The sequence below is a fragment of the Marinobacter sp. DSM 26671 genome, from assembly GCF_900112835.1.
GTDB lineage: Bacteria > Pseudomonadota > Gammaproteobacteria > Pseudomonadales > Oleiphilaceae > Marinobacter > Marinobacter flavimaris.
In genome coordinates this window covers 1-26,499 of the sequence record NZ_FONF01000018.1, presented here as the reverse complement: position 1 = coordinate 26,499, position 26,499 = coordinate 1, and the positions used below count along the sequence as shown (strand labels likewise).

General features: G+C 58.4%; 23 protein-coding genes, 1 tRNA gene and 1 other RNA gene. 7 read left to right on the top strand and 18 right to left on the bottom strand.

From position 1 onward, the window contains the following. Positions 1–4: 4 nt before the first annotated feature. From rimP to ftsH, 7 genes are all read right to left on the bottom strand, one after another. Positions 5–466, bottom strand: coding sequence for a ribosome maturation factor RimP (gene rimP, locus BM035_RS16960; protein WP_008171533.1), 462 nt, complete (start codon positions 464–466; stop codon positions 5–7). A 320-nt stretch (positions 467–786) separates the two neighbouring features. Next, positions 787–871, bottom strand: a tRNA-Leu gene (locus BM035_RS16955). Between the two features lie 7 nt (positions 872–878). After that, on the bottom strand, positions 879–1,259 hold the full coding sequence (gene secG / locus BM035_RS16950) for a preprotein translocase subunit SecG (RefSeq protein WP_008171532.1): 381 nt from the start codon (positions 1,257–1,259) through the stop codon (positions 879–881). 24 nt (positions 1,260–1,283) lie between these two features. Further along, complete coding sequence (tpiA, locus tag BM035_RS16945; RefSeq protein ID WP_081467510.1) at positions 1,284–2,042, bottom strand: triose-phosphate isomerase; 759 nt, start codon at positions 2,040–2,042, stop codon at positions 1,284–1,286. A 75-nt stretch (positions 2,043–2,117) separates the two neighbouring features. Further along, positions 2,118–3,461, bottom strand: a complete 1,344-nt coding sequence (glmM, locus tag BM035_RS16940) for a phosphoglucosamine mutase (protein WP_008171529.1) — start codon at positions 3,459–3,461, stop codon at positions 2,118–2,120. Continuing rightward, positions 3,461–4,291: a dihydropteroate synthase gene (gene folP / locus BM035_RS16935; protein WP_008171527.1), complete on the bottom strand. Its 831-nt coding sequence runs from the start codon at positions 4,289–4,291 to the stop codon at positions 3,461–3,463. Before folP ends, glmM begins: the two co-directional genes overlap by 1 nt. A 95-nt stretch (positions 4,292–4,386) precedes the next feature. Next, positions 4,387–6,330, bottom strand: coding sequence for an ATP-dependent zinc metalloprotease FtsH (gene ftsH / locus BM035_RS16930; protein ID WP_169702170.1), 1,944 nt, complete (start codon positions 6,328–6,330; stop codon positions 4,387–4,389). 386 nt (positions 6,331–6,716) lie between these two features. On the opposite strand from ftsH, the gene yhbY reads away from it, so the two are divergent. Further along, positions 6,717–7,028: a ribosome assembly RNA-binding protein YhbY gene (gene yhbY / locus BM035_RS16925; RefSeq protein WP_008171523.1), complete on the top strand. Its 312-nt coding sequence runs from the start codon at positions 6,717–6,719 to the stop codon at positions 7,026–7,028. Positions 7,029–7,104: 76 nt separating this feature from the next. On the opposite strand, the gene greA is transcribed toward yhbY, so the two are convergent. The 7 genes from greA to grpE form a co-directional block, all read right to left on the bottom strand. Next, complete coding sequence (greA, locus tag BM035_RS16920; protein WP_075267597.1) at positions 7,105–7,584, bottom strand: transcription elongation factor GreA; 480 nt, start codon at positions 7,582–7,584, stop codon at positions 7,105–7,107. 4 nt (positions 7,585–7,588) lie between these two features. Then, positions 7,589–10,807: a carbamoyl-phosphate synthase large subunit gene (gene carB / locus BM035_RS16915; RefSeq protein ID WP_008171521.1), complete on the bottom strand. Its 3,219-nt coding sequence runs from the start codon at positions 10,805–10,807 to the stop codon at positions 7,589–7,591. 80 nt (positions 10,808–10,887) lie between these two features. Then, the gene (gene carA / locus BM035_RS16910; RefSeq protein ID WP_008171520.1) at positions 10,888–12,018 is read right to left on the bottom strand and encodes a glutamine-hydrolyzing carbamoyl-phosphate synthase small subunit; all 1,131 of its coding nucleotides are present in this window, start codon (positions 12,016–12,018) and stop codon (positions 10,888–10,890) included. A 194-nt stretch (positions 12,019–12,212) separates the two neighbouring features. Next, positions 12,213–13,013 carry a 4-hydroxy-tetrahydrodipicolinate reductase gene (gene dapB, locus BM035_RS16905; RefSeq protein WP_008171519.1) on the bottom strand — a complete coding sequence of 267 codons (801 nt, stop codon included), beginning with the start codon at positions 13,011–13,013 and terminating at the stop codon, positions 12,213–12,215. A gap of 26 nt (positions 13,014–13,039) precedes the next feature. Next, positions 13,040–14,167, bottom strand: a complete 1,128-nt coding sequence (gene dnaJ / locus BM035_RS16900) for a molecular chaperone DnaJ (RefSeq protein ID WP_008171518.1) — start codon at positions 14,165–14,167, stop codon at positions 13,040–13,042. Between the two features lie 78 nt (positions 14,168–14,245). Then, positions 14,246–16,171 carry a molecular chaperone DnaK gene (gene dnaK, locus BM035_RS16895; RefSeq protein ID WP_014578301.1) on the bottom strand — a complete coding sequence of 642 codons (1,926 nt, stop codon included), beginning with the start codon at positions 16,169–16,171 and terminating at the stop codon, positions 14,246–14,248. A 92-nt stretch (positions 16,172–16,263) separates the two neighbouring features. Next, a complete protein-coding gene (gene grpE, locus BM035_RS16890) occupies positions 16,264–16,863 on the bottom strand; it encodes a nucleotide exchange factor GrpE (RefSeq protein WP_008171515.1) in 600 nt (199 codons plus the stop codon). A gap of 255 nt (positions 16,864–17,118) precedes the next feature. Here grpE and recN point away from each other — a divergent pair, with 255 nt between their 5' ends. After that, the gene (gene recN, locus BM035_RS16885; protein ID WP_014578304.1) at positions 17,119–18,798 is read left to right on the top strand and encodes a DNA repair protein RecN; all 1,680 of its coding nucleotides are present in this window, start codon (positions 17,119–17,121) and stop codon (positions 18,796–18,798) included. A 104-nt stretch (positions 18,799–18,902) separates the two neighbouring features. Here recN and fur read toward each other — a convergent pair whose 3' ends face one another. Beyond that, positions 18,903–19,313, bottom strand: coding sequence for a ferric iron uptake transcriptional regulator (fur, locus tag BM035_RS16880; RefSeq protein ID WP_008171512.1), 411 nt, complete (start codon positions 19,311–19,313; stop codon positions 18,903–18,905). 122 nt (positions 19,314–19,435) lie between these two features. Between fur and BM035_RS16875 the strand changes: the two genes are divergently transcribed. After that, positions 19,436–19,762, top strand: a complete 327-nt coding sequence (locus BM035_RS16875) for an outer membrane protein assembly factor BamE (RefSeq protein WP_008171511.1) — start codon at positions 19,436–19,438, stop codon at positions 19,760–19,762. Here the strand turns inward: BM035_RS16875 and BM035_RS16870 are convergent. From BM035_RS16870 to BM035_RS16860, 3 genes are all read right to left on the bottom strand, one after another. Then, positions 19,756–20,046 carry an RnfH family protein gene (locus BM035_RS16870; protein WP_008171510.1) on the bottom strand — a complete coding sequence of 97 codons (291 nt, stop codon included), beginning with the start codon at positions 20,044–20,046 and terminating at the stop codon, positions 19,756–19,758. The genes BM035_RS16875 and BM035_RS16870 overlap by 7 nt on opposite strands. Beyond that, complete coding sequence (locus tag BM035_RS16865) at positions 20,043–20,489, bottom strand: type II toxin-antitoxin system RatA family toxin (RefSeq protein WP_008171509.1); 447 nt, start codon at positions 20,487–20,489, stop codon at positions 20,043–20,045. The genes BM035_RS16870 and BM035_RS16865 overlap by 4 nt, the downstream gene beginning before the upstream one ends. A gap of 72 nt (positions 20,490–20,561) precedes the next feature. Beyond that, on the bottom strand, positions 20,562–22,187 hold the full coding sequence (locus tag BM035_RS16860) for a sodium-dependent transporter (protein WP_008171508.1): 1,626 nt from the start codon (positions 22,185–22,187) through the stop codon (positions 20,562–20,564). 200 nt (positions 22,188–22,387) lie between these two features. On the opposite strand from BM035_RS16860, the gene smpB reads away from it, so the two are divergent. The 4 genes from smpB (at position 22,388) to BM035_RS16840 (ending at position 26,470) form a co-directional block, all read left to right on the top strand. After that, positions 22,388–22,867 (top strand): SsrA-binding protein SmpB, encoded by a 480-nt coding sequence (smpB, locus tag BM035_RS16855; RefSeq protein WP_008171507.1) that lies wholly within the window; start codon positions 22,388–22,390, stop codon positions 22,865–22,867. 140 nt (positions 22,868–23,007) lie between these two features. After that, positions 23,008–24,426, top strand: coding sequence for a wax ester/triacylglycerol synthase family O-acyltransferase (locus BM035_RS16850; RefSeq protein WP_008171504.1), 1,419 nt, complete (start codon positions 23,008–23,010; stop codon positions 24,424–24,426). A gap of 90 nt (positions 24,427–24,516) precedes the next feature. Continuing rightward, positions 24,517–24,881: a transfer-messenger RNA gene (ssrA, locus tag BM035_RS16845) on the top strand. A gap of 335 nt (positions 24,882–25,216) precedes the next feature. Continuing rightward, on the top strand, positions 25,217–26,470 hold the full coding sequence (locus BM035_RS16840; RefSeq protein ID WP_008172221.1) for an IS256 family transposase: 1,254 nt from the start codon (positions 25,217–25,219) through the stop codon (positions 26,468–26,470). Positions 26,471–26,499 lie beyond the last annotated feature (29 nt).

Genomic DNA, 26,499 nt, shown 5'->3' with positions numbered 1-26,499 from the left:
TCGTTCACTCAAATACCGGCACGATGTGGGCTTTTTCAATGCTGTCGAATGGCAGCAGATACTCGTGATCATCAACGACCACAACCACATCATCACCTTCCACGCCTTTGATCAGCCCCTGAAACTTCCGGCGACCTTCAAATGCCATCCGGAGACGAATCTGAACCTGATGACCAACAAAGGCCTCGTATTGCTCTAGACGAAACAGCGGGCGATCCATCCCCGGGGATGAGACCTCCAGTGTGTATTCGGTCTGGATGGGATCTTCCACATCCATCACACCGCTGATCTGGCGACTGACTTTCTCACAGTCGTCGACTCCGATGCCGTTTTCGGCATCGTCAATAAACACCCGTAACAGGGAATGATGGCCCTGCGAGCGGAATTCAATGCCCCAGAACTCATACCCCAGACCTTCCACCACGGGCTGAAGAATGTCTTCCAGTTGCTTAAGCTTGGCTGACAAGTTGTGCCTTCTCCGTTATCAATTTACCGGCCCCAAAAACAAAAAAAGGGCTGTTTTATCAGCCCTTTTTATGCACCAGGGCCCTTTGCGCCAGGCCCCTTAATCAAAAAGCCCCTGACAATGGGGCCTTTTGTTGCAAGAACTCGCAGGAAGCAAACCGGTGTACCGCTTCCTGCTGACAGACACCTGGCCTGCCAGAAACCCGCCAGCACCAAGCGGCAGGTCCCAATATCCGCCGGAGTATAGAGACGCCGGACAGACTGGTCAAGGACTAACCAAAAAAAACGGCCTGGAAACTCCAAGCCGTTTTTCTTCTAATATGGTGCCCGGGGCCGGACTCGAACCGGCACGGCTTTCGCCACTACCCCCTCAAGATAGCGTGTCTACCAGTTTCACCACCCGGGCAACATTCTTACTCGAGTTCAGGGAGATCAGACTCCCCACCCTCGGCTTCGCTGGCTGCGGCTTCGCCATTGTCAGCAGCGGTATCAGCAGGGGCTGCGCTGCTGGATTCCTGAACAACAGGAATACCGGCTTCGCCTGCCACTTCGGCACGCTGCTTGGCAAAAATCGCCAGCGAGAAACTTGTTACAAAAAATACCACTGCGAGCAGAGTCGTGAAGCGGGTGAGAAAGCTACCGCTACCCTGACTACCAAACACAGTCTGCGATGCACCACCACCAAAGGCAGCGCCGGCATCTGCGCCTTTGCCCTGCTGGATCAGCACCAGACCCACCAGCGCCACCGCGATCACCACGTGCACAACGACTACCAGCGTTTCTACCCAATCCATAACGACTCTCGCGAACCTTTAAATTCAGGTACCCGCCGGAACACTCCGGCAAATACTTACAAAATCTTCTGCTTTGAGCGACGCTCCGCCGATCAAACCGCCGTCAATATCCGGCTCGGCAAAAAGAGCGGCTGCATTATCCGCTTTTACACTGCCCCCGTAAAGGAGGGAAATCTCATTGGCCGGCGCGCCCATCTCTGAAAGCACCTGCCGAATCGACGCATGCATTGCCTGCGCGTCCTGTGCCGTAGCGGTTTTACCTGTTCCGATCGCCCAGACAGGCTCATAGGCAACCACTACACGCTGCCACTGCTCGCTTGTGACCGTCGCAAGGCCGGCCTTTACCTGGGCGGCAACAACGGTCTCGGCCTTACCAGCCTCACGCTCTTCCAGGGTTTCACCAACACAAACCATGGCCTGGAGCCCGGAAGCGAGAATGCGACCGACTTTTTCGGCCACTGCAGCGTCTGTCTCAGCGAAGAGCTGGCGACGTTCGGAATGACCGACCAAGACGTATTGACAGCCCTGATCCAACGCCATGTCCGCGGAAATCTCACCGGTGTAGGCTCCGGACGCCCATTGCGCCACGTTCTGAACACCGACCGACAGTACATCGCCTGCGCTGGCAACTACGTCCGGGACGTAAATAGCGGGAGGAATGATAACAACCTCAACGCCATTATCAAGAGAGGCCGCCTGGGATCGCACATCGCTTACCAGCGTTTGTGCCAGGTCTTTTGACCCGTTCATTTTCCAGTTTCCGGCTACAATCTTCCGACGCATAACAGTTCCCGAACGTTAGGGAGGGCGAACTATACAGCACTCCCTCCCGGCAGACAACCGCCTGAAAACACAAAATTAAGCGGTGGATTTCTCCACAACTTTTGCCAGTTCCTCGACTACCCGAAGAATCTCGCTGGCGTCCTGCCCCTCCGCCATCACACGGATCAGCGGCTCTGTGCCAGAAGCCCTCAACAGAATCCTGCCGGAACTGCCCAGCTCGGTTTCGGCCTTGCGCACCGCAGCTACGATATCATCACGACTGAACGGATCGAAACGCTGCGCCACCCGAACGTTGATCATTTTCTGGGGGAGCTTGCTCATCCCCTTCCGCAGATCCGCAAGGGTTTTCCCGGACTTCCACACCGAAAGAAGGACCTGCAGCGCCGAAACAATACCATCACCGGTACTGGTGCAGTCGCGGATAACCATGTGGCCAGAGCCTTCGCCACCGAGCACCCAGTTGTTGGCGAGCAGCCGCTCCATCACGTAACGGTCGCCGACTTTTGCACGCTCGAACTCGATTCCGATTTCATTCAAAGCAAGCTCGACACCCAGATTGGTCATCAGCGTACCGACCACACCGCCTTTCAGGCGATCCTCGGCAAAGCGTTGGGACGCGATGACGTAGAGCAGCTCATCGCCGTCGACCTCGGATCCGTCCCGATCCACCATCAGAACCCGATCGCCATCCCCATCGAATGCGATCCCCAGATCAGCGTTTTTTTCGATCACTGCTGCCTTGAGCGCCTGCAGATGAGTGGAGCCAACGTTAAGGTTGATATTGAGCCCATCGGGATCGCCACCGATAACCGAAACCTTGGCCCCAAGCTCCCGAAATACCTTGGGGGCCACGTGATAGGTGGCGCCATGGGCACAGTCCAATACGATATTCATGCCGTCGAGCGTAAACTCATTGGGCACAGTGCTCTTGCAGAATTCCACATACCGGCCCGGCGCGTCGTCAACGCGGGAGGCCTTGCCCAGCTCAGTCGGGCCACAAACCTCAATGGGCTTGTCCAGCCAGCGCTCGATCTCGGCTTCAAGAGCATCGTCCAGCTTGGTGCCGGCCGCTGAGAAGAACTTGATGCCGTTGTCGTGGTGGGGATTGTGGGAGGCGCTGATCACAATGCCGGCCGAAGCGCGGAAAGTGCGAGTCAGGTAAGCGATTGCCGGCGTTGGCATCGGACCAAGCAGCTTTACATCCACACCCGCCGCCGCAAGGCCAGCCTCAAGGGCCGACTCAAACATGTAACCGGACAGGCGAGTATCCTTGCCGATCAGTACGCTGTTGCGCTGACCATCGCGCTTGAAGGCCTGGCCCGCAGCCCAGCCAAGTTTCAGCATGAATTCCGGCGTTATCGGAAACTCACCCACGTGCCCGCGAATACCGTCCGTACCAAAGTACTTTCTCTCGGACATTAACCTGCCTCCTTCACTGCCGCCACCACACGGATAGCGTCCACTGTTTCCCTGACATCGTGCACACGAATAATACTGGCACCCTTCATGGCCGCTATTGTCGCGGCCGCAAGGCTCGCAGGCAACCTTTCATTCACCTCACGGCCAGTGATATGGCCCAACATGGACTTCCTGGAAACGCCAACCAGCAGGGGATGCCCGAGGATGTGCATCTGCTCAAGGGAGGCCAGCAACTGCAGGTTGTGCTCAAGGCTTTTCCCAAAACCGAAGCCGGGATCCAGCAGGATGTTTTCAGGGCGAATTCCGGCCTGCTCCGCAACGCGGATGCGCTCGGTCAGAAAAGCACTGACTTCCCGACGCACATTCCGGTACTCGGGACGATCCTGCATGGTATCCGGCTCCCCCTGGATGTGCATGATGCAAACCGGTATGCCCGCTTTTGCAGCCACTTCCGGAGCACCGTCACGCTGCAGGGCCCGCACATCATTGATCAGGCCGGCCCCGAGTTTTGCCGTTTCAGCCATCACTTCCGGCGCACTGGTGTCTACCGAGATAACCGCGTCGAGCTCCCGGGCTGCTGCCTCAACCACCGGGCAGACCCGGTCCAGCTCTTCCTGCAACGACACGGGCGTGGCACCCGGGCGCGTGGATTCACCACCGATGTCGATAAACGTGGCGCCATCGGCAACCATTTGCCTGGCCCGGACGAGAGCCGCATCCGGCCGGTTATATTGGCCACCATCGGAAAACGAATCCGGTGTTACATTCAGAACGCCCATCACGTGGCAGCGGGACATATCCAGTTCCCGCCCGGCAAAATTCATTTTCATGGCAAACCTTTTTCACAATGACAAAAACAAACGCCGCCCGGAATCCGGGCGGCGCAGGGAACTACACTCTTTTTATAACCAAAAGCTGCTAGCCGTCAGTGCTCTCCGGCCGGCCGGCCAACGCCGGGATGACGACCGTCATCGGAAGCCTTTGGCTCCGGCGCCGTCTCAGGCTCGTCGGCCTTGACACCACCAGCGGGACCACTGTCTCCCCAACCTTTCGGCGGGCGAGGTGTGCGGCCTTCCATGATGTCATCAATCTGGTGACGGTCGATGGTTTCGTACTTCATCAACGCGTCGGCCATCATGTCGAGCTTGTCCCGGTTATCGACCAGAATCTGCTTGGCTTTTTCGTAGCAGCTGTCGATGATGTTGCGAACTTCCTCATCAATGCGCTGGGCCGTTTCCGGTGAGTACACCGTCTGGGACTGACCCGCAGACCGGCCGAGGAACGGCTCTTCGCTGTCGGTATCATACTGCAACGGACCCAGCTTCTCGGACAGACCCCAACGGGTCACCATGTTGCGGGCCAGACTAGTCGCCCGCTCGATGTCGTTCGAAGCGCCGGTCGTCACACCATCAAAGCCCAGCGTCAGTTCTTCCGCGATGCGGCCACCGAACAGACTGCAAATCGAGCTGATCAGGAAGCGCTTGCTATGGCTGTACTTGTCTTCCTCGGGGAGGAACATGGTGACACCCAGAGCGCGGCCGCGCGGAATGATGCTCACCTTGTACACCGGATCATGCTCCGGCATCAGACGACCCACAATAGCGTGGCCAGACTCGTGATAAGCCGTATTCCGCTTTTCTTTCTCGCTCATCACCATGGACTTGCGCTCGGCGCCCATCATGATCTTGTCTTTGGCAAGCTCGAACTCTTCCATGGACACGAGACGCTGGTTGCGACGGGCCGCGAAGAGCGCCGCCTCGTTGACCAGGTTTGCGAGGTCCGCACCGGAGAATCCGGGCGTGCCACGAGCGATCAGAACCGGCTCGACGCCGTCCGCCAGGGGCACTTTCTTCATGTGCACCTTGAGGATCTGCTCACGACCAATGATGTCTGGCAGGCCAACAACAACCTGACGGTCGAAACGGCCCGGGCGCAACAGTGCCGGGTCGAGAACGTCGGGACGGTTGGTAGCGGCAATTACGATAACGCCTTCATTACCCTCAAAACCGTCCATCTCAACGAGCAGCTGGTTGAGCGTCTGTTCACGCTCGTCATGACCGCCACCCATGCCGGCGCCACGGTGGCGACCAACAGCATCGATCTCGTCGATGAAGATAATGCAGGGGCTTTGCTTCTTGGCCTGTTCGAACATGTCACGAACCCGGGAAGCACCCACGCCCACGAACATTTCGACAAAGTCAGAACCGGAGATGGAGAAGAAGGGCACCTTGGCTTCGCCGGCAATAGCCTTGGCGAGCAGGGTTTTACCCGTACCCGGCTGACCAACCATCAGGACACCTTTGGGGATGCTGCCGCCAAGACGCTGGAATTTGCTGGGATCTCGCAGGAAATCCACCAGTTCCTTAACATCTTCCTTGGCTTCATCAACACCGGCCACGTCCGCGAAGGTGGTCTTGATCTGGTCTTCGCTCATCAGACGCGCTTTACTCTTGCCGAACGACATGGGGCCTTTGCCGCCACCGCCGCCCTGCATCTGGCGCATGAAGAACACAAACAGTGCGATGATGATCAGTATCGGAAACGCGGCTACCAGAAGCTGTGTCCACAGGCTCTGGCGCTCAGGCTCCTTACCGATAACCTCAACGTTGTTCGCGAGCAGATCGTCCATCAGCTTGTTGTCAGACACTTGAGGACGGATTGTCTGGAACTGGGAGCCGTCACCACGGGTACCCTGAACCTGCAACCCATCGATTGTGACCTGACGGACCTGGCCTTCCTGGACCATCTCCACAAACTGGGAATAGTTGACTTGTTGGCCGGTGGTGGTGGGAGAAAAGTTCTGAAACACCATCAGCAGCACGGCGGCTATAATTAGCCAGAGAACCAGATTTTTTGCCATATCGTTCAAGGATCATCACCTGTGAATTGTAGGGTTAACCTTTCTCAAAGCACCCTTTTCTGACACCTTACACCAATTGTACGCCCGTCCACCAGAAACGGCCCATCCGTATCGGCCACACGCAGCACACAGTTTTTTAATGAAAAGTCGCCTTAACCTTCATATTGGGCGCCATATCTGAAATTACAACAGCAACCCTCAATACGCCCCCAATTCCGCGAACCTTTTGACCCTTGCCACCCGGATTGGTTCCTTCTGCTTGCTGCCCCCACGTCGATACGTGTTAACGGCCATTCTTACAGCGGAACGATCTGTTACAATTCGTCGATTATACGTTCAAGTCAGCCTTTCCGCCGCTGACCTTTTGTTAATTGCACCAATAAAGAGATTACATCATGAGTCTTTCACCGGAACAGCGCCGGGAATACCGGGCGATTGCCCACAACCTCAAGCCCGTCATCATTGTTGGCGACAAAGGCCTTTCCGAGGGACTGCAGGAAGAACTCGAGCGCGCACTGAATGATCATGAGCTGATCAAGATCAAGGTGGCGAGCCAAGACCGGGAAACCCGGCACGAGGCGATCACCGCGCTGTGCGAATCCTCTGGCGCCGAGCTCGTCCAGACCATCGGCAAGATCGCCGTAATACTGCGCCGGGCCAAAAAGCCGAATCCCAAGCTCTCCAACCTGTTGCGCCACAAACACTGATCCGCCCGGAACACAGAAACAAAAAAGCCGGCTCGGGAAAACCCCAGCCGGCTTTTTTCGTTCAGCACAGACGAGATCAGATGTACTCGACCTGCTCAATCTCGTATTCCACGGTACCGGAAGGCACGCGAATGGCGACCACATCGCCCTCGCTCTTGCCTACCAGCGCCCGCGCAATCGGTGAGGAAATCGACAGCTTGCCTGCCTTGATATCCGCCTCATCCTCACCAACGATCTTGTAGATCACCTGTTCGTCCGTATCCATGTTAAGCAGGTGTACCGTGGTGCCGAAGATCACCTTGCCGGTATTCTCGATGGTGGTCACATCGATTACCTGAGCGGCTGAAAGCTTGCCCTCGATTTCCTGGATACGGCCTTCAATAAAGCTCTGCTGCTCGCGGGCAGCATGATATTCAGCGTTCTCTTTCAGGTCGCCGTGCTCCCGGGCATCGGCAATCGCCGCAATAACCCGGGGACGATCCTCGGACTTCAGCTTCTGAAGCTCCTCGCGGAGGCGGGTCTCGCCCGCCTTTGTCATCGGTACTCTGTCAGCCATAGTCTCACTTTCCTGCGTGAAGATCCTGGAGGCGGCGTACAGTGCGCTCCGGGCCGAACTTGATGGCCCGGCAGAAGGCTTCGCCGCCCGCCAGTGTTGTTGTGTAGGTTACCTTGGTCTGCAACGCCGACTGGCGGATCTGGGCCGAGTCGGAAATGGCCTTGCGACCTTCAGTGGTATTGATGATCAGCTGAACCTGTCCGTTCTTGATGGCGTCCACAATATGCGGACGGCCTTCACGGACCTTGTTCACCCGATCAACCTTGATTCCGGCCTCTTTCAGGGCCTTGGCGGTGCCGGTGGTAGCCACAAGCTTGAAGCCGGCTTCGACCAGATCCCGGGCCACTTTTGCGGCGCCGGGCTTGTCAACATCCCGCACAGACATGAACGCAGTGCCCTTGGCCGGCAGACGCTCACCAACAGCCAACGCGGCTTTGGCGAAGGCTTCGTCGAAGCTGTCACCCAGGCCCATGACCTCACCGGTCGATTTCATTTCCGGCCCAAGGATCGGATCCACCGCCGGGAACTTGTTGAACGGGAACACCGACTCTTTCACCGCATAATAGCTGGGGATGATTTCCTGGGTGAACTCCAGCTCTTTGAGGGTCTTGCCAGCCATCACCCGGGCCGCCACCTTGGCCAGGGACACACCGATGGCCTTGGACACGAACGGCACGGTACGCGAGGCCCGCGGGTTTACCTCGATCACGTAGATCTCGCCGTCCTGCCAGGCCAGCTGCACGTTCATCAGACCGACCACATCCAGCTCGATGGCCATCTTCTTGACGGCATCGCGCATTTCGTCCTGAACCTGCTGGGACAGGGTGTACGGCGGCAGCGAGCAGGCGGAGTCACCGGAGTGAACGCCGGCCTGCTCGATATGCTGCATGATGCCACCAATGACCACGTCTTTACCGTCGGAGATGGCGTCGATGTCCACCTCAATGGCGGCGTTCAGGAAGTGGTCGAGCAGCACCGGGCTGTCGTTCGAGACCAGCACTGCGTTGCGCATGTAGCGAACCAGTTCTTCCTCGTCGTAGACGATTTCCATGGCACGACCGCCCAGCACGTAAGACGGACGCACAACCAGCGGGTAGCCGATCTCTCTGGCTGCCAGGATGCCTTCCTCGTGGCTGCGCACGGTAGCGTTTTCCGGCTGCTTCAGGCCCAGGCGGGTGATCATCTGCTGGAACCGTTCCCGGTCCTCGGCACGGTCAATGGCGTCCGGGCTGGTGCCGATGATCGGCACACCGGCCGCTTCCAGGCCACGGGCCAGTTTCAGCGGGGTCTGGCCGCCGTACTGCACAATCACGCCCTTGGGCTTCTCGACGTGAATGATTTCCAGCACGTCTTCCAGGGTGATCGGCTCGAAGTACAACCGGTCGGAGGTGTCGTAGTCGGTGGACACGGTCTCCGGGTTGCAGTTGATCATGATGGTTTCGTAGCCGTCTTCACGCATGGCCAGGGCCGCATGCACACAGCAGTAATCGAACTCAATGCCCTGGCCGATCCGGTTGGGGCCACCACCGATCACCACGATCTTCTCGCGGTCGCTGGCGTCCGACTCGCACTCTTCCTCATAGGTGGAGTACATGTACGCGGTGTCGGAGGCAAACTCGGCGGCGCAGGTATCCACGCGCTTGTACACCGGGCGGATATCCAGATCGTGGCGCAGCTTGCGCAGGCTTACCTCGGAGATGCCCAGCAGTTTCGCCAGGCGGGCATCGGAGAAGCCCTTGCGCTTGAGACGGAACAGGGTGGCCTGGTCAATGTCGGCCTTGCCGGCACTCTTCAGCGCCTGCTCTTCCCTGATCAGGTCCTCGATCTGCACCAGGTACCAGGGATCCACGTGGGTATGCTCGTGCAGGTCCTCCACCGTCATGCCAGCCCGGAAAGCGTCGCCGATGTACCAGATGCGGTCGGCACCGGGCACGTTCAGTTCGCGGGTCAGGGTTTCCCGGGAATTCTCGGAATCCAGGTCTTCGAGTTTCTCGTCAAAGCCTTCGGAGCCCACTTCCAGGCCGCGCAGGGCTTTCTGCAGGGATTCCTGGAAGGTGCGGCCAATGGCCATGACCTCACCCACGGATTTCATCTGGGTGGTCAGGCGGGCATCGGCCTGGGGGAATTTCTCGAAGGTAAACCGGGGGATCTTGGTGACCACGTAGTCGATGGACGGCTCGAACGAGGCCGGGGTGACGCCACCGGTGATTTCGTTGCGCAGCTCATCCAGGGTGTAGCCTACCGCCAGCTTGGCCGCGACCTTGGCGATCGGGAAGCCGGTGGCCTTGGAGGCCAGCGCCGAGGAGCGGGACACACGGGGGTTCATCTCGATGACGACCATGCGGCCGGTGTCCGGATTCATCCCGAACTGCACGTTGGAGCCGCCGGTTTCCACACCGATTTCACGCAGGACTGCCAACGAGGCGTTCCGCATGATCTGGTATTCCTTGTCGGTGAGGGTCTGGGCCGGGGCCACGGTGATGGAGTCACCGGTGTGCACACCCATGGCATCGAAGTTCTCGATGGCGCAGACAATGATGCAGTTGTCGTTCTTGTCGCGGACAACTTCCATCTCGTACTCTTTCCAGCCGATCAGGGATTCGTCGATCAGCAGTTCGTTGGTCGGGGACAGATCCAGACCACGGGTACAGATTTCCTCGAATTCGTCGCGGTTGTAGGCGATACCGCCGCCGGAGCCGCCCATGGTGAAAGACGGGCGGATGATGCACGGGAAGCCGATGTCGTCAGCCACTTTCCAGGCTTCTTCCATGGAGTGGGCGATGGTGGCCCGCGGACACTCGAGGCCGATCTTCTTCATGGCCTTGTCGAAGCGGTCCCGGTCTTCGGCTTTATCAATGGTGTCGGCGTTGGCGCCGATCATTTCCACGCCGTGCTTTTCCAGAATGCCGTGGCGCTCGAGGTCCAGGGCGCAGTTCAGCGCGGTCTGGCCGCCCATGGTGGGCAACAGCGCATCCGGCTGCTCTTTCTCGATGATCTTCTCGACGGTCTTCCAGGTGATCGGCTCGATGTAGGTGGCATCGGCCATGACCGGGTCGGTCATGATGGTTGCCGGGTTGGAGTTAACCAGAATAACCCGGTAACCCTCTTCGCGCAGCGCCTTGCAGGCCTGGGCTCCGGAGTAATCAAACTCGCACGCCTGCCCGATCACGATGGGGCCGGCGCCCAGGATCAGGATGCTTTGGATGTCGGTACGTTTTGGCATGTCTTGGTAAACCTGTCAGCAACTTTTGAATTCTGGCAGCGCAACACGCGGCGCCCGTGAGCTTTCCGTAGCGATCGGTCTCAGGCCGATCGCGCCTCCATCAGGCGGATAAACTCGTCAAACAGCGGGGCCACATCATGGGGGCCGGGGCTGGCTTCCGGGTGGCCCTGGAAGCTGTAGGCCGGCTTGTCGGTCCGGCGAATGCCCTGCAGGGTGCCGTCAAACAGGGACTTGTGAGTCGCCTCGACATTGGCCGGCAGAGTTGCCTCATCCACGGCAAACCCGTGGTTCTGGCTGGTGATCATCACGGTGCCGGTGGCGATATCCTGAACCGGATGGTTGGCTCCGTGGTGGCCATGCCCCATCTTCATGGTCTTGGCACCGCTGGCCAGGGCCAGCAACTGGTGCCCCAGACAGATACCAAACACCGGAATCTCGGTTTCCAGCACTTCCTTGATGGCGGTGATGGCGTAATCACAGGGCTCGGGGTCCCCGGGACCATTGGACAGGAACACACCGTCCGGGTTCATCGCCAGAACCTCGGAGGCCGGAGTCTGCGCCGGCACCACGGTGATGTCGCAGCCCCGGGAGGCGAGCATGCGCAGGATGTTCAGCTTGACGCCGTAATCCCAGGCAACCACCTTGAACCGTGATTCCTCACGCTCACCGTAACCCTCGCCCAGGGTCCACTCCGTCTCTTTCCAGGACCAGATCTTGTCGGAGGTAACCTCTTTTGCCAGATCCATACCCTTGAGGCCCGGGAAGGCTTTTGCCAGTTCCAGAGCCCGCTCGGCAGTGGCGTTTTCACCGGCAACGATGGCACCGTTCTGGGAGCCCTTGTCCCGGAGGATGCGGGTCAGACGGCGGGTATCGATGTCGGCGATCCCAACAATGTTGTTGCTTCGCAGGTAATCGTCCAGAGTTCCCTTGCTACGCCAGCTGCTGGCCAGCAGAGGCAGATCGCGGATAATCAGGCCGGCGGCCTGGATGCGGTCTGACTCAATGTCTTCTTCGTTCACACCGGTGTTACCGATATGCGGGTAGGTCAGGGTCACGATCTGGCGGGAGTAGGACGGGTCGGTCAGGATTTCCTGGTAGCCGGTCATGGCGGTGTTGAACACCACTTCGCCGCTGGTTTCTCCGTCAGCGCCGATGGCTGTGCCGTAGAACAGGCTTCCGTCTGCGAGTGCAAGGATTGCTGGTGTGCTCAAGGCTTGTATCCTCATCGAGTGGCGTATCGGTTCGTCACGAACAGGAACGCAAGCGCAAATTCAGGTTGCAAAAAAGCGAGACGGAGTCTTAACTCGGTCCCGCTTTTTCAGAATCTTTGTGCAAAGGTACGCTTGGTGCAGTCAAACCGCCTTATTGTAAAAAATATGGCGCTTTGTGTCCACGAGAAATGGCCTCACTTGAGGTCCAGCACGTCCTGCATATCATAAAGCCCGGCCGGCTTATCCTTCAGCCATAAAGCGGCCCGCATGGCACCCTTGGCAAAGGTCATCCGGCTGCTGGCCTTGTGGGTCACCTCGATACGCTCACCCTCGGTGGCGAACAAGACGGTGTGATCACCCACCACATCCCCCGCCCGAATCGTTTCGAAACCGATTTCCTTGCGGGTTCGCTCGCCGGTGAAGCCCTCACGACCATAGACGGCACACTCTTTCAGGTCACGACCGAGGGCATCGGCGACGACTTCACCCATGCGCAGGGCCGTTCCCGAGGGCGCGTCTTTCTTGTGGCGGTGATGGGCTTCGATAATCTCCACGTCGTAGTCGTCACCCAGGGTTGCGGCGGCGGTGCGCAGCAGGTTGAGGACGACGTTAACGCCCACGCTCATGTTGGGCGCAAACACTACGGGCGTGGACTCGGCGGCCAGAGCCAGTTGCTGCTTTTCGGCGTCGGACATGCCGGTAGTGCCGATCACGAGCATCTTGCCGTTGGCCTTGCAGAACTCGGCGTTTTCCAGAGTCAGGTCCGGGAAGGTGAAGTCGATAAGCACATCGAAATCATCCTTCACATCGGCCAGGCTGCCGGCCATTTTGACGCCGGTTTTGCCGATCCCGGTCATTTCGCCGGCATCGGCGCCGATCAGGCTACTGCCGGGCTCGACCACGGCGGCACCCAGCTCGAGACCCTCGGTGCCGTCAACGGCTTCAATCAGGACTTTTCCCATGCGCCCGGCGGCGCCGATGATTGCTACCCTCATGCTCGCGTTCCTTCTTGTCGCGCCGATCAGAATTTCATTTCGTCGAAGAAGCTTTTCACGCCTTCAAACCAGGAGGTCTTCTTCGGGCCGTGCTCTGTGCCGTTACTGGCGTCCAGAGTTTTCTGGAACTCTTCCAGCAGCTCTCTCTGGCGCTTGGTCAGATTCACCGGCGTTTCCACGATCACACGGCACAGCAAGTCACCAGCAGGACCACCACGAACCGGGCTGACACCCTTGTTACGAAGGCGGAACAGCTTGCCGGTCTGGGTCTCCGGTGGAATCTTCAGTTTCACCCGGCCATCCAGTGTCGGCACCTCGAGCTCTCCACCCAGAGAGGCATCAACGATGCTGATGGGAACTTCGCAATAGAGGTTGCGGCCATCGCGGGTAAAGATGGAATGTTCCCGCACGGCTATCTGCACATACAGATCTCCGGGAGGACCACCATCGACGCCCATCTCGCCTTCACCGGAAAGGCGAATGCGGTCGCCGGTGTCAACGCCGGGCGGCACCTTGACCGACAGTGTTTTCTCTTCCTGAACCCTGCCCTGACCGTGACAGGCCTTACAGGGGTTCTTGATGATCTGGCCGGAGCCCCGACAGGTCGGACAGGCCTGCTGTACGGTAAAGAAGCCCTGCTGCATGCGCACCTGCCCCATACCCTTACAGGTACTGCAGGTTTCCGGGCGGGAGCCTTTCTCGGCGCCGCTGCCGTCGCATACTTCACATTCGCGATGCCCCGGGATCTTGATCTGGACCGTCTTGCCTTTCACGGCCTCTTCCAGATCCAGCTCCAGGGTGTAGCGCAGGTCCGCACCCCGGGTGTTGCGGCCACGACCGCCGCCACCAAAGATGTCGCCGAATACATCGCCGAAGATATCCGAGAAGCTGGCACCGCCGCCTCCGAATCCGCCGCCTCCGGCCTGGCCGTCAACGCCCGCGTGGCCGAACTGGTCGTAGGCAGCCCGCTTGGACGGCTCTGCCAGTACTTCGTAGGCTTCGCTGGCCTCCTTGAACTTGTTCTCGGCTTCGGTGTCGTCCGGGTTACGGTCGGGGTGGTACTTCATGGCGAGCTTTCGGTAGGCTCGCTTGATTTCCTTCTCGTCCGCGTCCCGGGAAATCCCGAGAATCTCGTAATAATCGCGCTTGGCCATGCTTTTAAAACCCTGTTTTTAAACGCGGAAAACGCGGGGATCTCCCCGCGTTTTCCAACTACCTGATGTACGTCAGATTTATCGCTTGTCGTCGTCTTTGACTTCTTCGAACTCAGCGTCGACAGCATCGTCAGACTTCTGGCCCTGGGCTTCTTCCTGCCCACCGGCTTGCTGGGTCTGATCCGCCTGATCTGCATACATCTTCTGGGCCAGCTCGGAAGAGACCTCGGTCAGCTTCTGAGTCTTGGCTTCGATGTCTTCCTTGTCGGAACCTTCCAGAGCGGTTTCGAGCTCCTTGATGGACGCTTCGATGGACTCTTTCTCGCTGTCGCTGACCTTGTCACCGGCTTCGTTCAATGTCTTGCGAACGGCGTGAACCATCGCGTCGCCCTGGTTGCGAACCTGGACAAGCTCTTCGAACTTGCGATCTTCCTCGGCGTTGGCCTCGGCGTCCTGCACCATCTTCTCGATTTCGTCATCGTTCAGACCGGAAGAGGCCTTGATCACGATTGACTGCTCTTTACCGGTCGCCTTGTCTTTGGCGGACACGTTCAGGATACCGTTGGCGTCGATATCGAAGGTAACTTCAATCTGCGGCACACCACGCGCTGCCGGCGGAATATCAGCCAGATCGAAACGGCCCAGCGATTTGTTCTGGGCAGCCTGCTTACGCTCACCCTGAACCACGTGAATGGTTACCGCGGTCTGGTTGTCGTCCGCTGTGGAGAACGTCTGCGACTTCTTGGTCGGAATCGTGGTGTTCTTGTCGATCAGCGGAGTTGCCACACCGCCCATGGTTTCAATACCCAGGGTCAGCGGGGTTACGTCCAGCAGCAGAACGTCCTTCACATCACCGGAGAGAACGGCCGCCTGGATGGCAGCACCCATCGCCACAGCTTCGTCCGGGTTAACGTCCTTGCGAGCTTCTTTGCCGAAGAACTCTTTCACTTTTTCCTGCACCAGCGGCATGCGGGTCTGACCGCCGACCAGGATAACCTCGTCGACTTCGCCTGCCTTCATGCCTGCGTCCTGCAGCGCTACTTTACACGGCTCGAGGCTGCGCTGAACCAGGTCTTCTACCAGAGATTCCAGCTTGGCACGGGTCAGTTTCACGTTCATGTGCTTGGGACCAGACGCGTCTGCGGTGATGTACGGCAGGTTAACGTCGGTCTGCTGGCTGCTGGAAAGCTCGATCTTGGCTTTCTCGCCCGCTTCTTTCAGACGCTGCATCGCCAGGGAATCGCCGCGCAGGTCGATACCGCTGTCTTTCTTGAACTGGTCTGCCAGGTACTCGATGATCTTGAGGTCGAAGTCTTCACCACCGAGGAAGGTGTCACCGTTGGTGGCCAGAACCTCGAACTGGTGCTCACCGTCAACATCGGCAATTTCGATGATGGACAGGTCAAAGGTACCACCCCCCAGGTCATATACCGCCACGGTACGATCGCCGCTCTTCTTGTCCAGGCCATAAGCCAGGGCTGCTGCGGTCGGCTCGTTGATGATGCGCTTCACTTCCAGCCCGGCGATCTTGCCTGCGTCCTTGGTGGCCTGACGCTGGCTGTCGTTGAAGTAGGCCGGAACAGTGATGACGGCTTCGGTCACTTTTTCGCCCAGGTAGTCTTCTGCAGTCTTCTTCATCTTCTTGAGAACTTCTGCAGACACCTGCGGCGGCGCCATTTTCTCGCCCTTCACTTCAACCCAGGCATCACCGTTGTCTGCCTTGGCAATCTTGTAGGGCACCATCTTGATGTCTTTCTGGACTACATCGTCTTCAAAACGACGACCGATCAGACGCTTGATGGCGTACAGGGTGTTGTTCGGGTTGGTAACCGCCTGGCGCTTGGCTGACTGGCCAACCAGGGTCTCACCATCGTCGGTGTAGGCGATGATGGACGGGGTGGTGCGATCACCCTCGGCGTTCTCGATTACCTTCACCTTGTCGCCATCCATGATGGCTACACAAGAGTTGGTCGTTCCCAGGTCGATACCGATAATCTTGCTCATTGAGTCACTCCAATTCTTCTGAATGCTTTCCAGGAGGCCATTTGCCTCCGCTTTCGCTATTTACTGGCTATATTGGCGCTTTAATCGGCTTTTCAAGCCTGCTCATCAATTTTTGGTGCATCTTCCGCTTTCGCGACCACCACCATGGCCGGCCGCACAACACGACCATTCAGCAGATACCCTTTCTGCACCACGGCTACCACGCTGTTCGGCTCGGCATCCGGCGCAGGCACCATGGACATGGCCTCGTGATGCTGGGGATCGAAGGGTGCGCCCACCGGGTTGATCTGCTCAACGTTGAATTTCTTCAGGCTGGACATGAAAAGACTCAGGGTCATTTCCACGCCTTCGCGAATTGAGGCAACCAGTTCGCCGGACTCATCGTGACCCTCGGTGCTCTCGACCGCCTTCTCAAGGCTGTCAGCTACCGGCAACAGCTCCTTGACGAACTTTTCCAGGGCAAACTTGTGCGCCTTCTCAACGTCGATCTCGGCCCGACGGCGCACGTTCTGCATTTCCGCCTGGGAGCGCAGCATCTGCTCCTGGAATTCCTGAACCTGAGCCTGGAGCGCTTCCACTTCGGAGGTTTCGTTGTCGCCGGCTTCGCCTTCAGCGGCCTGGGCCTCCTCTTTCGCAGCCTCGAGGGCTTCGTTCAGTTCCTCGTGCTCGTTGCGGTTCTCGTCAGTGCTCATGGCTACTCCTGCTTCATCTAAAGCGGCCCGCTGTCAGTGGCCGGTTAAACATGGGCTCCGGCCGCCTCGAGCCGGAAAATGTCGTTGCGAACGGATATGGGGCCCGCTCTCCAGGTTTCAACCACCAAAGCCTGCAATCCTGAAGAAAATACCTGCCTCAGGTTTGCAAACCACAAAAACCCTGTATATATTCACAGTCACTGTATACATCCACAGTGTTTTGCCGGTTTCAGGAACAACGCGGAGGTTATCTGCATGCTGACTCAACTTACGGTTTCCAATTACGCCATCGCTGAACGAGTGGAACTCCAGTTCAGCAAAGGCATGACCGCATTGACCGGCGAGACCGGCGCCGGAAAATCCATCGTTCTGGACGCCCTCGGCCTGGCCATGGGTGGCAGAGCCGATGCCGGCGCCGTCCGGCATGGTGCCAAACGCGCCGACATCACAGCGACCTTCGACGTATCCGGAATTCCTGAGGCAACCGAATGGTTGGCAGAACACGAGCTGGATGACGACAACGATTGCATCCTGCGCCGGGTCATCAGCAAGGATGGCCGCTCCCGCGCCTACATCAATGGCCAACCCTGCCCCCTGAACCACCTCAAGGAACTGGGCGGTGTGTTAATGGATATTCACAGCCAGCATCAGCACCAATCTCTTTTGCGCAAGGAAACCCACCGCAAGCTGGTGGACGAGTTCGCCGGCGTTGAGACCCTGGCCGCTGAAACACGGGAAGCCTGGAAATCCTGGAACCAGATCCGCCAGCGGCTGACCGAACGCCAGCAGAATGCCGATGAAGCAGAGGCCAAACTCCAGCTTTTGCGATATCAAGTGGAAGAACTGGATCGTCTTGCACTGGAAGCGGGCGAGCAGGAAAACCTGGAACAGGAACAGGCGCAGCTCAGCCAGGCGGATACGGTTCTGCACAACAGCCATCAGGCCGCCCTGCTTTGCACCGAAGATGAAACCAGCGCAGTGGATCTGGTGCGCCAGGCGTTACAGCAGCTGGAGCAGCTTCCGGTGGACGTTCCTGCACTGGCGGACACGATCCAGATGCTGAACGAAGCCCAGATCCAGATCAGTGAGGCCGGCGACAACCTTCGCCATTTCGTCGAGGACTACGAGGCCGACCCAGCTCGACTGGCGGAAGTGGAAGAACGGCTGAGCGCCATCTACCAGATGGCCCGCAAACACCGGATCACACCGGAAGAATTACCGGAACTGCATCAGCGCCTGAGTGCCGAGCTGGCCGAGCTGGACGGTGGCGAGGGCAGCCTGGAGCAGCTGGCCGCAGAGCTGGACAGCCAGCGCGGACGCTTCGATGAGCTGGCCGCGGAGCTGTCAGAGGCCCGTGCCAGGGCCGCCGCCGAACTGGATCAGCGGGTCGCAGCGGAGCTCACCCAGTTAAGCATGCCCAACATGCAGTTCATTACACACCTGAACCGCAGCAACGGTGGGGAGCCAGCGCCCCACGGACTGGAAGAGATTGAATTCCTGGTCAGCGCCAACCCGGGGCAACCTGCGCGGCCACTGGCCAAAGTAGCCTCCGGCGGCGAACTGTCGCGAATCAGCCTTGCCATCCAGGTGGTGGTTGCCCAGACATCAACCACACCCACACTGGTCTTCGATGAAGTGGATGTCGGCATTGGCGGCGGCACGGCCGAGGTGGTTGGCCGACTGTTACGGACTCTTGGCGGCAACGGACAGGTGCTCTGCGTCACCCACCTGCCGCAAGTGGCGGCCCAGTGTCATCAGCACCTGTTTGTCAGCAAGTTTACCGAGCAGGATGCCACCTTCTCGAAAATCGAGACGCTGGACGATCAGGGCAGAATCAGTGAAGTGGCGAGAATGCTGGGAGGCGTGGACATGACCGAACATACGATCGCTCATGCCAGGGAAATGTTTTCAAAGGGGCAGGCAACCCATCACTGAGCCGCGAGCAACTATCCACTACCCCTCTCGATCCTGAGAGCTGTTGGGGCGGGCCATAAACCCGCCCCTTTTTTCGTTCCTTGAGCCAACGGCCCGAGCCAGGCTCAGGACTTGATCGGCTTTACGTACAGAATCAGGCTGTGATCGACGATTTCGTAACCGTGCTCTTCGGCAATCTTCTTTTGTCGCTCTTCAATGACCTCGTCGACAAACTCGACTACCTCACCCGTCTGGGTGCACACCATATGGTCGTGGTGGTCGTCGCCAGCCATCTCGAACACGGCATGGCCGCCCTCAAAATTATGGCGCAGTACCAGCCCTGCTGCTTCAAACTGCGTCAGTACCCGGTAGACTGTTGCCAGCCCCACGTCATCGCCTTGCTCCAGAAGCTTCTTGTATACATCTTCGGCACTGAGGTGATGCTCCTCCGCGGTCTCCAGAATATTGAAGATTTTGACCCGCGGCAGAGTCACTTTCAGACCGACTTTTCGTAATTCGGCGTTTTCGGATGACATGTTACTATTCACTCTTTGGTGTGCCTCACGGCTTCCGGTATGATGAAGCCGCCATTGAACGGTTAACCCGTGTCACACCTGCCTCTGGCAGGCGATTTCAAGATAGAGGATTTCCCCCGGCGATGCAAAAGCTCACAGCTCTCATTCTCACTTTCGTTCTATCCGGTTGCGTTTTCCCGGGCGTCTACAAAATCAACGTCCAGCAGGGAAACATCGTTACCGATGAGGAGCTGACGCAACTGACCGAGGGCATGCCACGCAGCCAGGTGCACGCAGTGATGGGAACACCGCTCATGCTCAACCCGGTTGACCCCTCCCGCGAATACTACGTGTACACCTTCCAGAGAGAAGGCGGGGACATCCAGGAACAGCGAATCATCGTGTACTACGAAGAAGACCAGTACGCCTATTACGAGGCACAACTGCTGGAAGAAACGCCGGCCTACTGAGCCTGATCTTTCTTTTTCGCCCGATTCAGTCGCGCCTGCTTCGGATCGATCTTCAGCGGGCGATACAGTTCCACCCGGTCACCTTCACGCAGTTCGTGGGCGGCCGGGTCCTTGATCACCTTCCCGAACACGCCCATATCAATCGTATCCGGATCGATCTCCGGAAAAATATCGCTGATCCCGGACAGCTTGGCCGCTTCCAGCGCGGTCGTGCCCTCGGGCACATTTACCGGCACAATTTCCTGCCGGTCAGGCCGGGCATAGGCCACTTCCACCTGAATCATGCACCCTCCTTCCGGTAAAGCTCATCAGCGCGCCGGCAAAAGGCATCCACCATCGTATTGGCCGCCTGACTGAATACCGGCCCGAAGGTCATCCTTGAAAGCGATCCGGAGAACTCGAACTCCAGGGTCAGGATCACCTTGCAGGCGTTCTCATCCAGGGATTTGAAATGCCAGCGACCGGTCAGGTTGCGAAAAGGGCCATCCACCAGGTTCATCTCGATCGCCTCCGGCATCAGCAACTGATTCCGGGTCGTAAGCGTATGCCGCACCCCACCCTTGGCAATTTCAAGCGACGCTGTCACCTGCTCGGGCTGGCGCTCATGAATCTCCGCGCCAGCGCACCAGGGGAGAAACTCCGGGTAACGGGCGATGTCATTCACCAGGTGAAACATGCGCTCGGCGGAGTGCATAACCAAAGCTGTTTTATCAATCTGATGGGGCATTGGAACCGGTTGTCCTGCTTGCAAACACGCTGTGAAAAGGTTGCAGACTTCTGGAAAGGAAGAGAGCCTCAATCACACGCTATCATAAAGGATATCGTCCTGTTTTGGGGCTTTTTCGCCTGACTTACCACCATTTTCCTTCACCTCCGGCGACTTCTGATCTGACGCGGGCGCTGTCTTCTCGGCCTCGGCGGCTTTCTCCTCCGGCTCGGCCGGCGTAGCGGCAAAAGGCCGATCTCTCGCTGCCACTTCCCCGTCTTCCGAGACCATGGCAGCAGGCTGATCGCACCAGGCTGCAACATTGCCGTTGCTGCACAGGTTAGCCAGTGAAAAGGCCGTGTACTGGATCCCTATCCAGGCAACCACGAGGGGCAGCACCAGGCGCATCACCCAGAACCAGATGCCGGCGAACAATCTTGGCGTTGCGCCGAGCATGGTACCCGAAAGGTGCCGGGTCAGGCACCAGCCGGTAAACAGCGCAATCAAGATGGCCACGAGCGGGATCAGCAATCCACCGGTGATCAGCTCCAGCCAGCGGAACATGGTGGCGCCGCCCATCCGCTCCTCGGCCCAGACATTAAACGACAGCAGAGACGCGAGCCCCGCCAGCCACACCGACAGACCAATCAGCAGCACCGAAAGCGCCCTGGGCGCCCCGGTCCACTCACGGAACCAGCCCACGATGGGCTCCAGCAGATTCAGGGATGTGGTCCAGACAATCAGCACCACCAGCAGAAAAACAGCGGCGATCACGAACTGGCTCGCGGGCAACTGGGCCAGCGTGACCGGCATGGAAACAAAGAGCAGGCTGAAGCCCCGTTCACCATCAAAGCTGTTGCCGTCTGTTGCGATCGCGAAGATCATCAGGCCAGCCAGAATCGCCACCAGGGTATCCATCAGCACCACGGCCAGAATCGAACGCTTCAGACGGGTTTGAGGCGTGGTGTACGAGCCCAGTATCGCCCAGACACCCATACCGAGCCCGAGCGTAAAAAAGGCATGAAACAATGCGGCTTTCAGGCTTTCCCAGGAAAGGTCCTCGGGATGCATGGCCAGAATGTGGCTGATGGCCCCGTCGATCCGACCATGCCAGGCAGCCAGGGCGAACAGCACGAGCATCAGCACCAGGGCGCCCGGCACAACCACCCTCAGGGCCCTTTCCAGCCCCCTCACTACGCCCTGCGCTGAGACCCAGAGCACCAGTAGCAGAAAGAAGATATGCCAGCCCATGAATACCCGGTACTGCCTGGGGTCGGACACCAGCCCCGCCAGAATCCCGGTTGCCTCTGCCTCACCGGCGCCGGAGAAACGGCCAAGTGCGCCGAAGAACACGTAAGCCAGAGCAATGGATCCGAAGACTGCCGTAAACGAGAGCACCAGAAAGGCGGCCAGTATGCTGAGCCGGCCAACCGCCATCCAGGCCCGGGACTGCCTGGCACTGCGAATGAGCCCGTCCATAGCCAGCACAATGCCGTGGCGGGAATACCGACCAACAGCCGCTTCAGTAACCATCAGAGGCAGAGTCACCAGCAGCAGGCAGGCGAGGTAAAGCAGGATGAACAAGCCACCACCATGCAGACTGGCCAGATAAGGGAACTGCCACAGGTTGGCAAGACCCACGGTAGCGCCCACCGCGGCCCAGAAGAAGGTTGATTTTCGGGTAAAGGACCCGATATGTGTCTGATACGGCGTAGGCATTCGCTTCCCTGAGGCCACTCAACAGGTCGGGGAGAAAGTCTGGGCCAGTATTGTAGCTGAAGGATCCCGTCGCGCACGAACCGGACACCGCCACAACGCCGAATTCGTGACCGGTCCGCCACTGTTGGGCTACAATGCGCCTTTTTCCGGCTGCAGCAACGCCGGCCCGTTCATTCGTCCGACCCCGGATTCATTGATTCATGAGCAAGAAAAAACCCGGAACGCCGAGCAATACCATTGCGCTGAACAAAAAGGCGAAGCACGAGTATCACATTGAGGAACGCTTTGAAGCGGGTCTCTCCCTGCTGGGCTGGGAAGTGAAGTCCCTGCGTGCGGGCAAGGCCCAGCTGGTGGACGCCTATGTGCTGCTCAAGGACGGCGAAGCCTGGTTGCTCGGCTCTCACATTACCCCGTTGATTGCGGCGTCCACCCACGTGATCGCAGACCCCACGCGCACCCGCAAGCTGCTGCTGCACGCCAAGGAAATTGCCAAGATCGTGGGCAAGGTCAACCAGGCCGGCTACACCTGCATTCCGCTGGCGTTGTACTGGAAAAACAACAAGGTCAAATGCGAAATCGCCCTGGTAAAAGGCAAGAAGCTGTTCGACAAGCGCGCCACCGAGAAAGAACGCGACTGGAACCGCCAGAAGCAACGCATCCTGCGCGAAACCAACGTTTGATCCTGCCCGCCACCAATTAACAAATACCTGACGCCGGTCATGGCCGGCGTGAACGGGTATGTCGCATACTCACTCTCTTTGTTCAGAATTCCATCGGGCCTATACTCGGGAACTCTGGTGCATGGCAAAGGGAGCCGCTTATGTCACCCAAACAGACACCCATGTCCGCCGTAGACCGCGCGTGGCTACGCATGGACACCCCCCAGAACCCCATGATGATCTGCGGGGTTTGGACACTGGAACGGCCGGTTTCCATGAGCCGCCTCAGGCACACGCTTGAAGAGCGATTCCTGTGCTTCAACCGATTCCGGCAACGGGTCATAGACACCGGAGACCGGGCTTACTGGCAGGACGACCCGCTGTTCTACCTGGACAACCACCTGCACCGCATCGCCCTACCCGGCAAGGCAGACAAAGCCGAACTCCAGAAACTGGTCAGTGACATGAACAGCACCTCGCTGGATTTCCGGCAACCGCTCTGGCAAATGCACTACATCGACAATTACGGCGACGGCGGTGCGCTGCTGATCCGCATTCACCACTGCATCGCCGATGGCATCTCGCTGGTTCGTGTGATGCTGTCACTGACCGACAAAACGCCGGAACCCCGGCTGGGCAAAGTGGCCCGCAAGCGTCGCTCCAAACCCGGCAGGAAATCGGCCATCCAGAACTTTCTGCACCGTGCCGTGGATAGCGCGCAGACAGCCACCAACCAAGCCAGACTGTTTATCCAGTCCGTCCGTGAGGAGCCCAACTACCCGTTAAAACTGGCCACCACCGCCAGCGGTGTCGCCCTTGACCTCCTGAAACTGGGCCTGGCGCCCGGCGAACCCAAAACCGGACTGAAAGAGCCGTTATCCGGGCGCAAGCAAGTGGCCTGGGCCGATCCCCTCGACCTTGCCGAGGTAAAGGCCTGTGCCAAGGCTCTGGGGGGCACCATCAACGATGCCCTCCTTTGCACCGTTACAGGCGCCTTGCAGAGACATTTTGCCGCCCACAAAGAAACCATCCCCGAGTGCGGCATTCGGGTCGCCGTACCGTTCAATCTGCGGCCTCTTGATCAGCCCATCGAAACCCTCGGCAACAAGTTCGGGCTCGTACTGGTTACCCTGCCGGTGGAAGTGAGGGACCCGCTCATGTGCTTCCGCCAGGTGCAGGAGAACATGAACCGGCTCAAACAGTCCTATCAGGCCCAGGTTACCTACAGCCTGCTTGATATCTTCGGGCGCGGCCCCGATGTTATCGAACGAAGGGCCTTGGATCTGCTCAGCAACAAGGCCTCGGCGGTACTGACCAACGTGCCCGGCCCGAAAGAGCCCCTGTATCTGGCGGGCAGCAAGCTGACCCAGCCCATGTTCTGGGTTCCCCAGAGCGGCAGCATCGGTATCGGCATGAGTATTCTCAGTTATGCCGGCACCGTGCAATTCGGCATCACCGTGGACAAGGCGATTCACGCGGATCCGGACGCCGTGATGGGCTACTTCCGGGAAAGCTTCGAGGCCCTGAGCCACGAGGCCCTGGCAGGCCGACATGACGCCATTGAGCGCAAGGCCAGCTAGGGTTCTAGGTACATCTACAGCCCCGAAAGCACAAAACTGCAACAAAGAAACCTTGAAGTCCGGCAAACCGGACACATATACTGAAGGTAAGGGGACGACATGGCTTCGACGCCGGTGGCGAACCCTTGAGTGCATGTCGAGATGGCAGCCAATCTCGTTAATCCAAAGCTGCAACGCAATAGTCGCAAACGACGAAAACTACGCACTAGCAGCGTAAGCTGCTAGTCGTCCTGACCGGGTCGCCCGTAGCCCGGAAGCAACATCTCAGGACGTCATCGCTTACGGGATGCTCCGTTACCCAGAGTTCACTGGTTAACGGCTAAGATTTAAAGAACTCGGTTCTTGCACCCTGACTCTCGGGTCGCTTGAACTTAAATCAATAGAGAGACGCTAAACATGTAGACCTCAAGGCTGAGTACTGGCGGACGCGGGTTCAATTCCCGCCGTCTCCACCAAACAAAGATACAAATCAAGCACCTAAGGGTGCTTTTTTTGTTTTACCATCCAAAACCCCATCCAAAAGAATTTGGTAGCTTTCAGCTCCGATGTGATCTGACGACAGTCCCTTCAGACCTGCAACACTCCGTCGATCTCCAACTCTTCCAGGCCAGGTTTATACTTGTGACAAAATCATCACTTTATCCAAAGCGGCAGGCAATACCGTCTTGAGCGCGGTGGTTTGAAAAGAGGAGTTATGGTGATTTCTGGTGTATGGAAGCAGGTTGAAGGGGTGGCGTATCCTGTTGGTTGATCACCGCGACGATCACAACCAACAGAGGAATGATACGCCATGTCCAAGTCTAACCTGCATGCTCTTTCACAACCAGAGGTAGCCGGCAACGATCCCTTGCACGAGTTAATCCGTCAGGGTGCCCGTGATCTGATTGCACAGGCTGTCGAGACGGAGCTGGAGAGCCTGTTGAAGCAGTGCGCAGACGTCAAGACACCGGATGGCCGCCGTGCTGTGGTGCGCAATGGGCACCTTCCCAAACGCACTGTTCAGACCGGCGTCGGCGACGTAGAAGTCCAGGTTCCCAAAGTCCGGGACCGCAGTGGCTCTGGCATTCGCTTCAACAGCCACCTGCTGCCACCCTACCTGAAGCGTGCCCGGAGTCTGGAGGAACTGATTCCCTGGCTCTACCTGCGGGGCGTCTCCTCCGGTGACTTCCAGGAGGCCCTGAGCGCGCTGGTCGGCGAGCAGGCCAACGGGTTGTCGGCGAACACGGTCTCCCGGCTCAAGGCGAAGTGGCTGGATGAGCACAAGGACTGGCAGCGCCGGGACTTGAGCCAGAAACGCTATGTGTACTGGTGGGCCGACGGCGTGTACAGCAACGTCCGGCTGGACGATCGACTCTGTCTGCTGGTAATCATCGGCGTGACTGAGCATGGCCACAAGGAATTGGTGGCTGTCGAGGATGGCCACCGGGAGTCCGAGGCCAGTTGGCGAGAGCTGCTCACGGACTTGCGGGAACGTGGTCTGGAGCCGTCGCCCAGGCTGGCTGTGGGTGACGGCGCACTGGGCTTCTGGAAGGCTCTGAGCAAAGTGTTTCCGGACACCCGGCACCAGCGGTGCTGGGTGCACAAGACGGCCAATGTGCTGGACAAGCTGCCCAAGTCGGTGCAACCGAAGGTGAAGTCAGCCTTGCATGAGATCTACCTGGCAGAGACTCGTGACAGCGCCCACAAGGCGTTTGACAGCGCTTTGCGGCGGTTCCGGGACAAGTACCCGAAGGCCATGGAAAACCTGGAGAAGGACCGGGATGAGCTGCTGGCCTTCTACGATTTCCCGGCGATTCACTGGATTCACTTACGGACCACCAATCCGATTGAATCCACCTTCGCCACAGTACGGCTGAGAACCAAGCGGAGCCGGTCTTGTGGCAATCGCGACACCACGTTATCGATGGTGTTCAAGTTGCTCCAATCCGCCCAGAAACGCTGGAAGCGGATCAAGGGGTTCAACCAACTGAAGCTGGTCGTGGACAACGTGCAGTTTCAGGATGGAATACCGGTGGAGGATCAATCTGACAGGAGCGCTGCCTGATGGTCATACACCAGATTTGACAATAACTC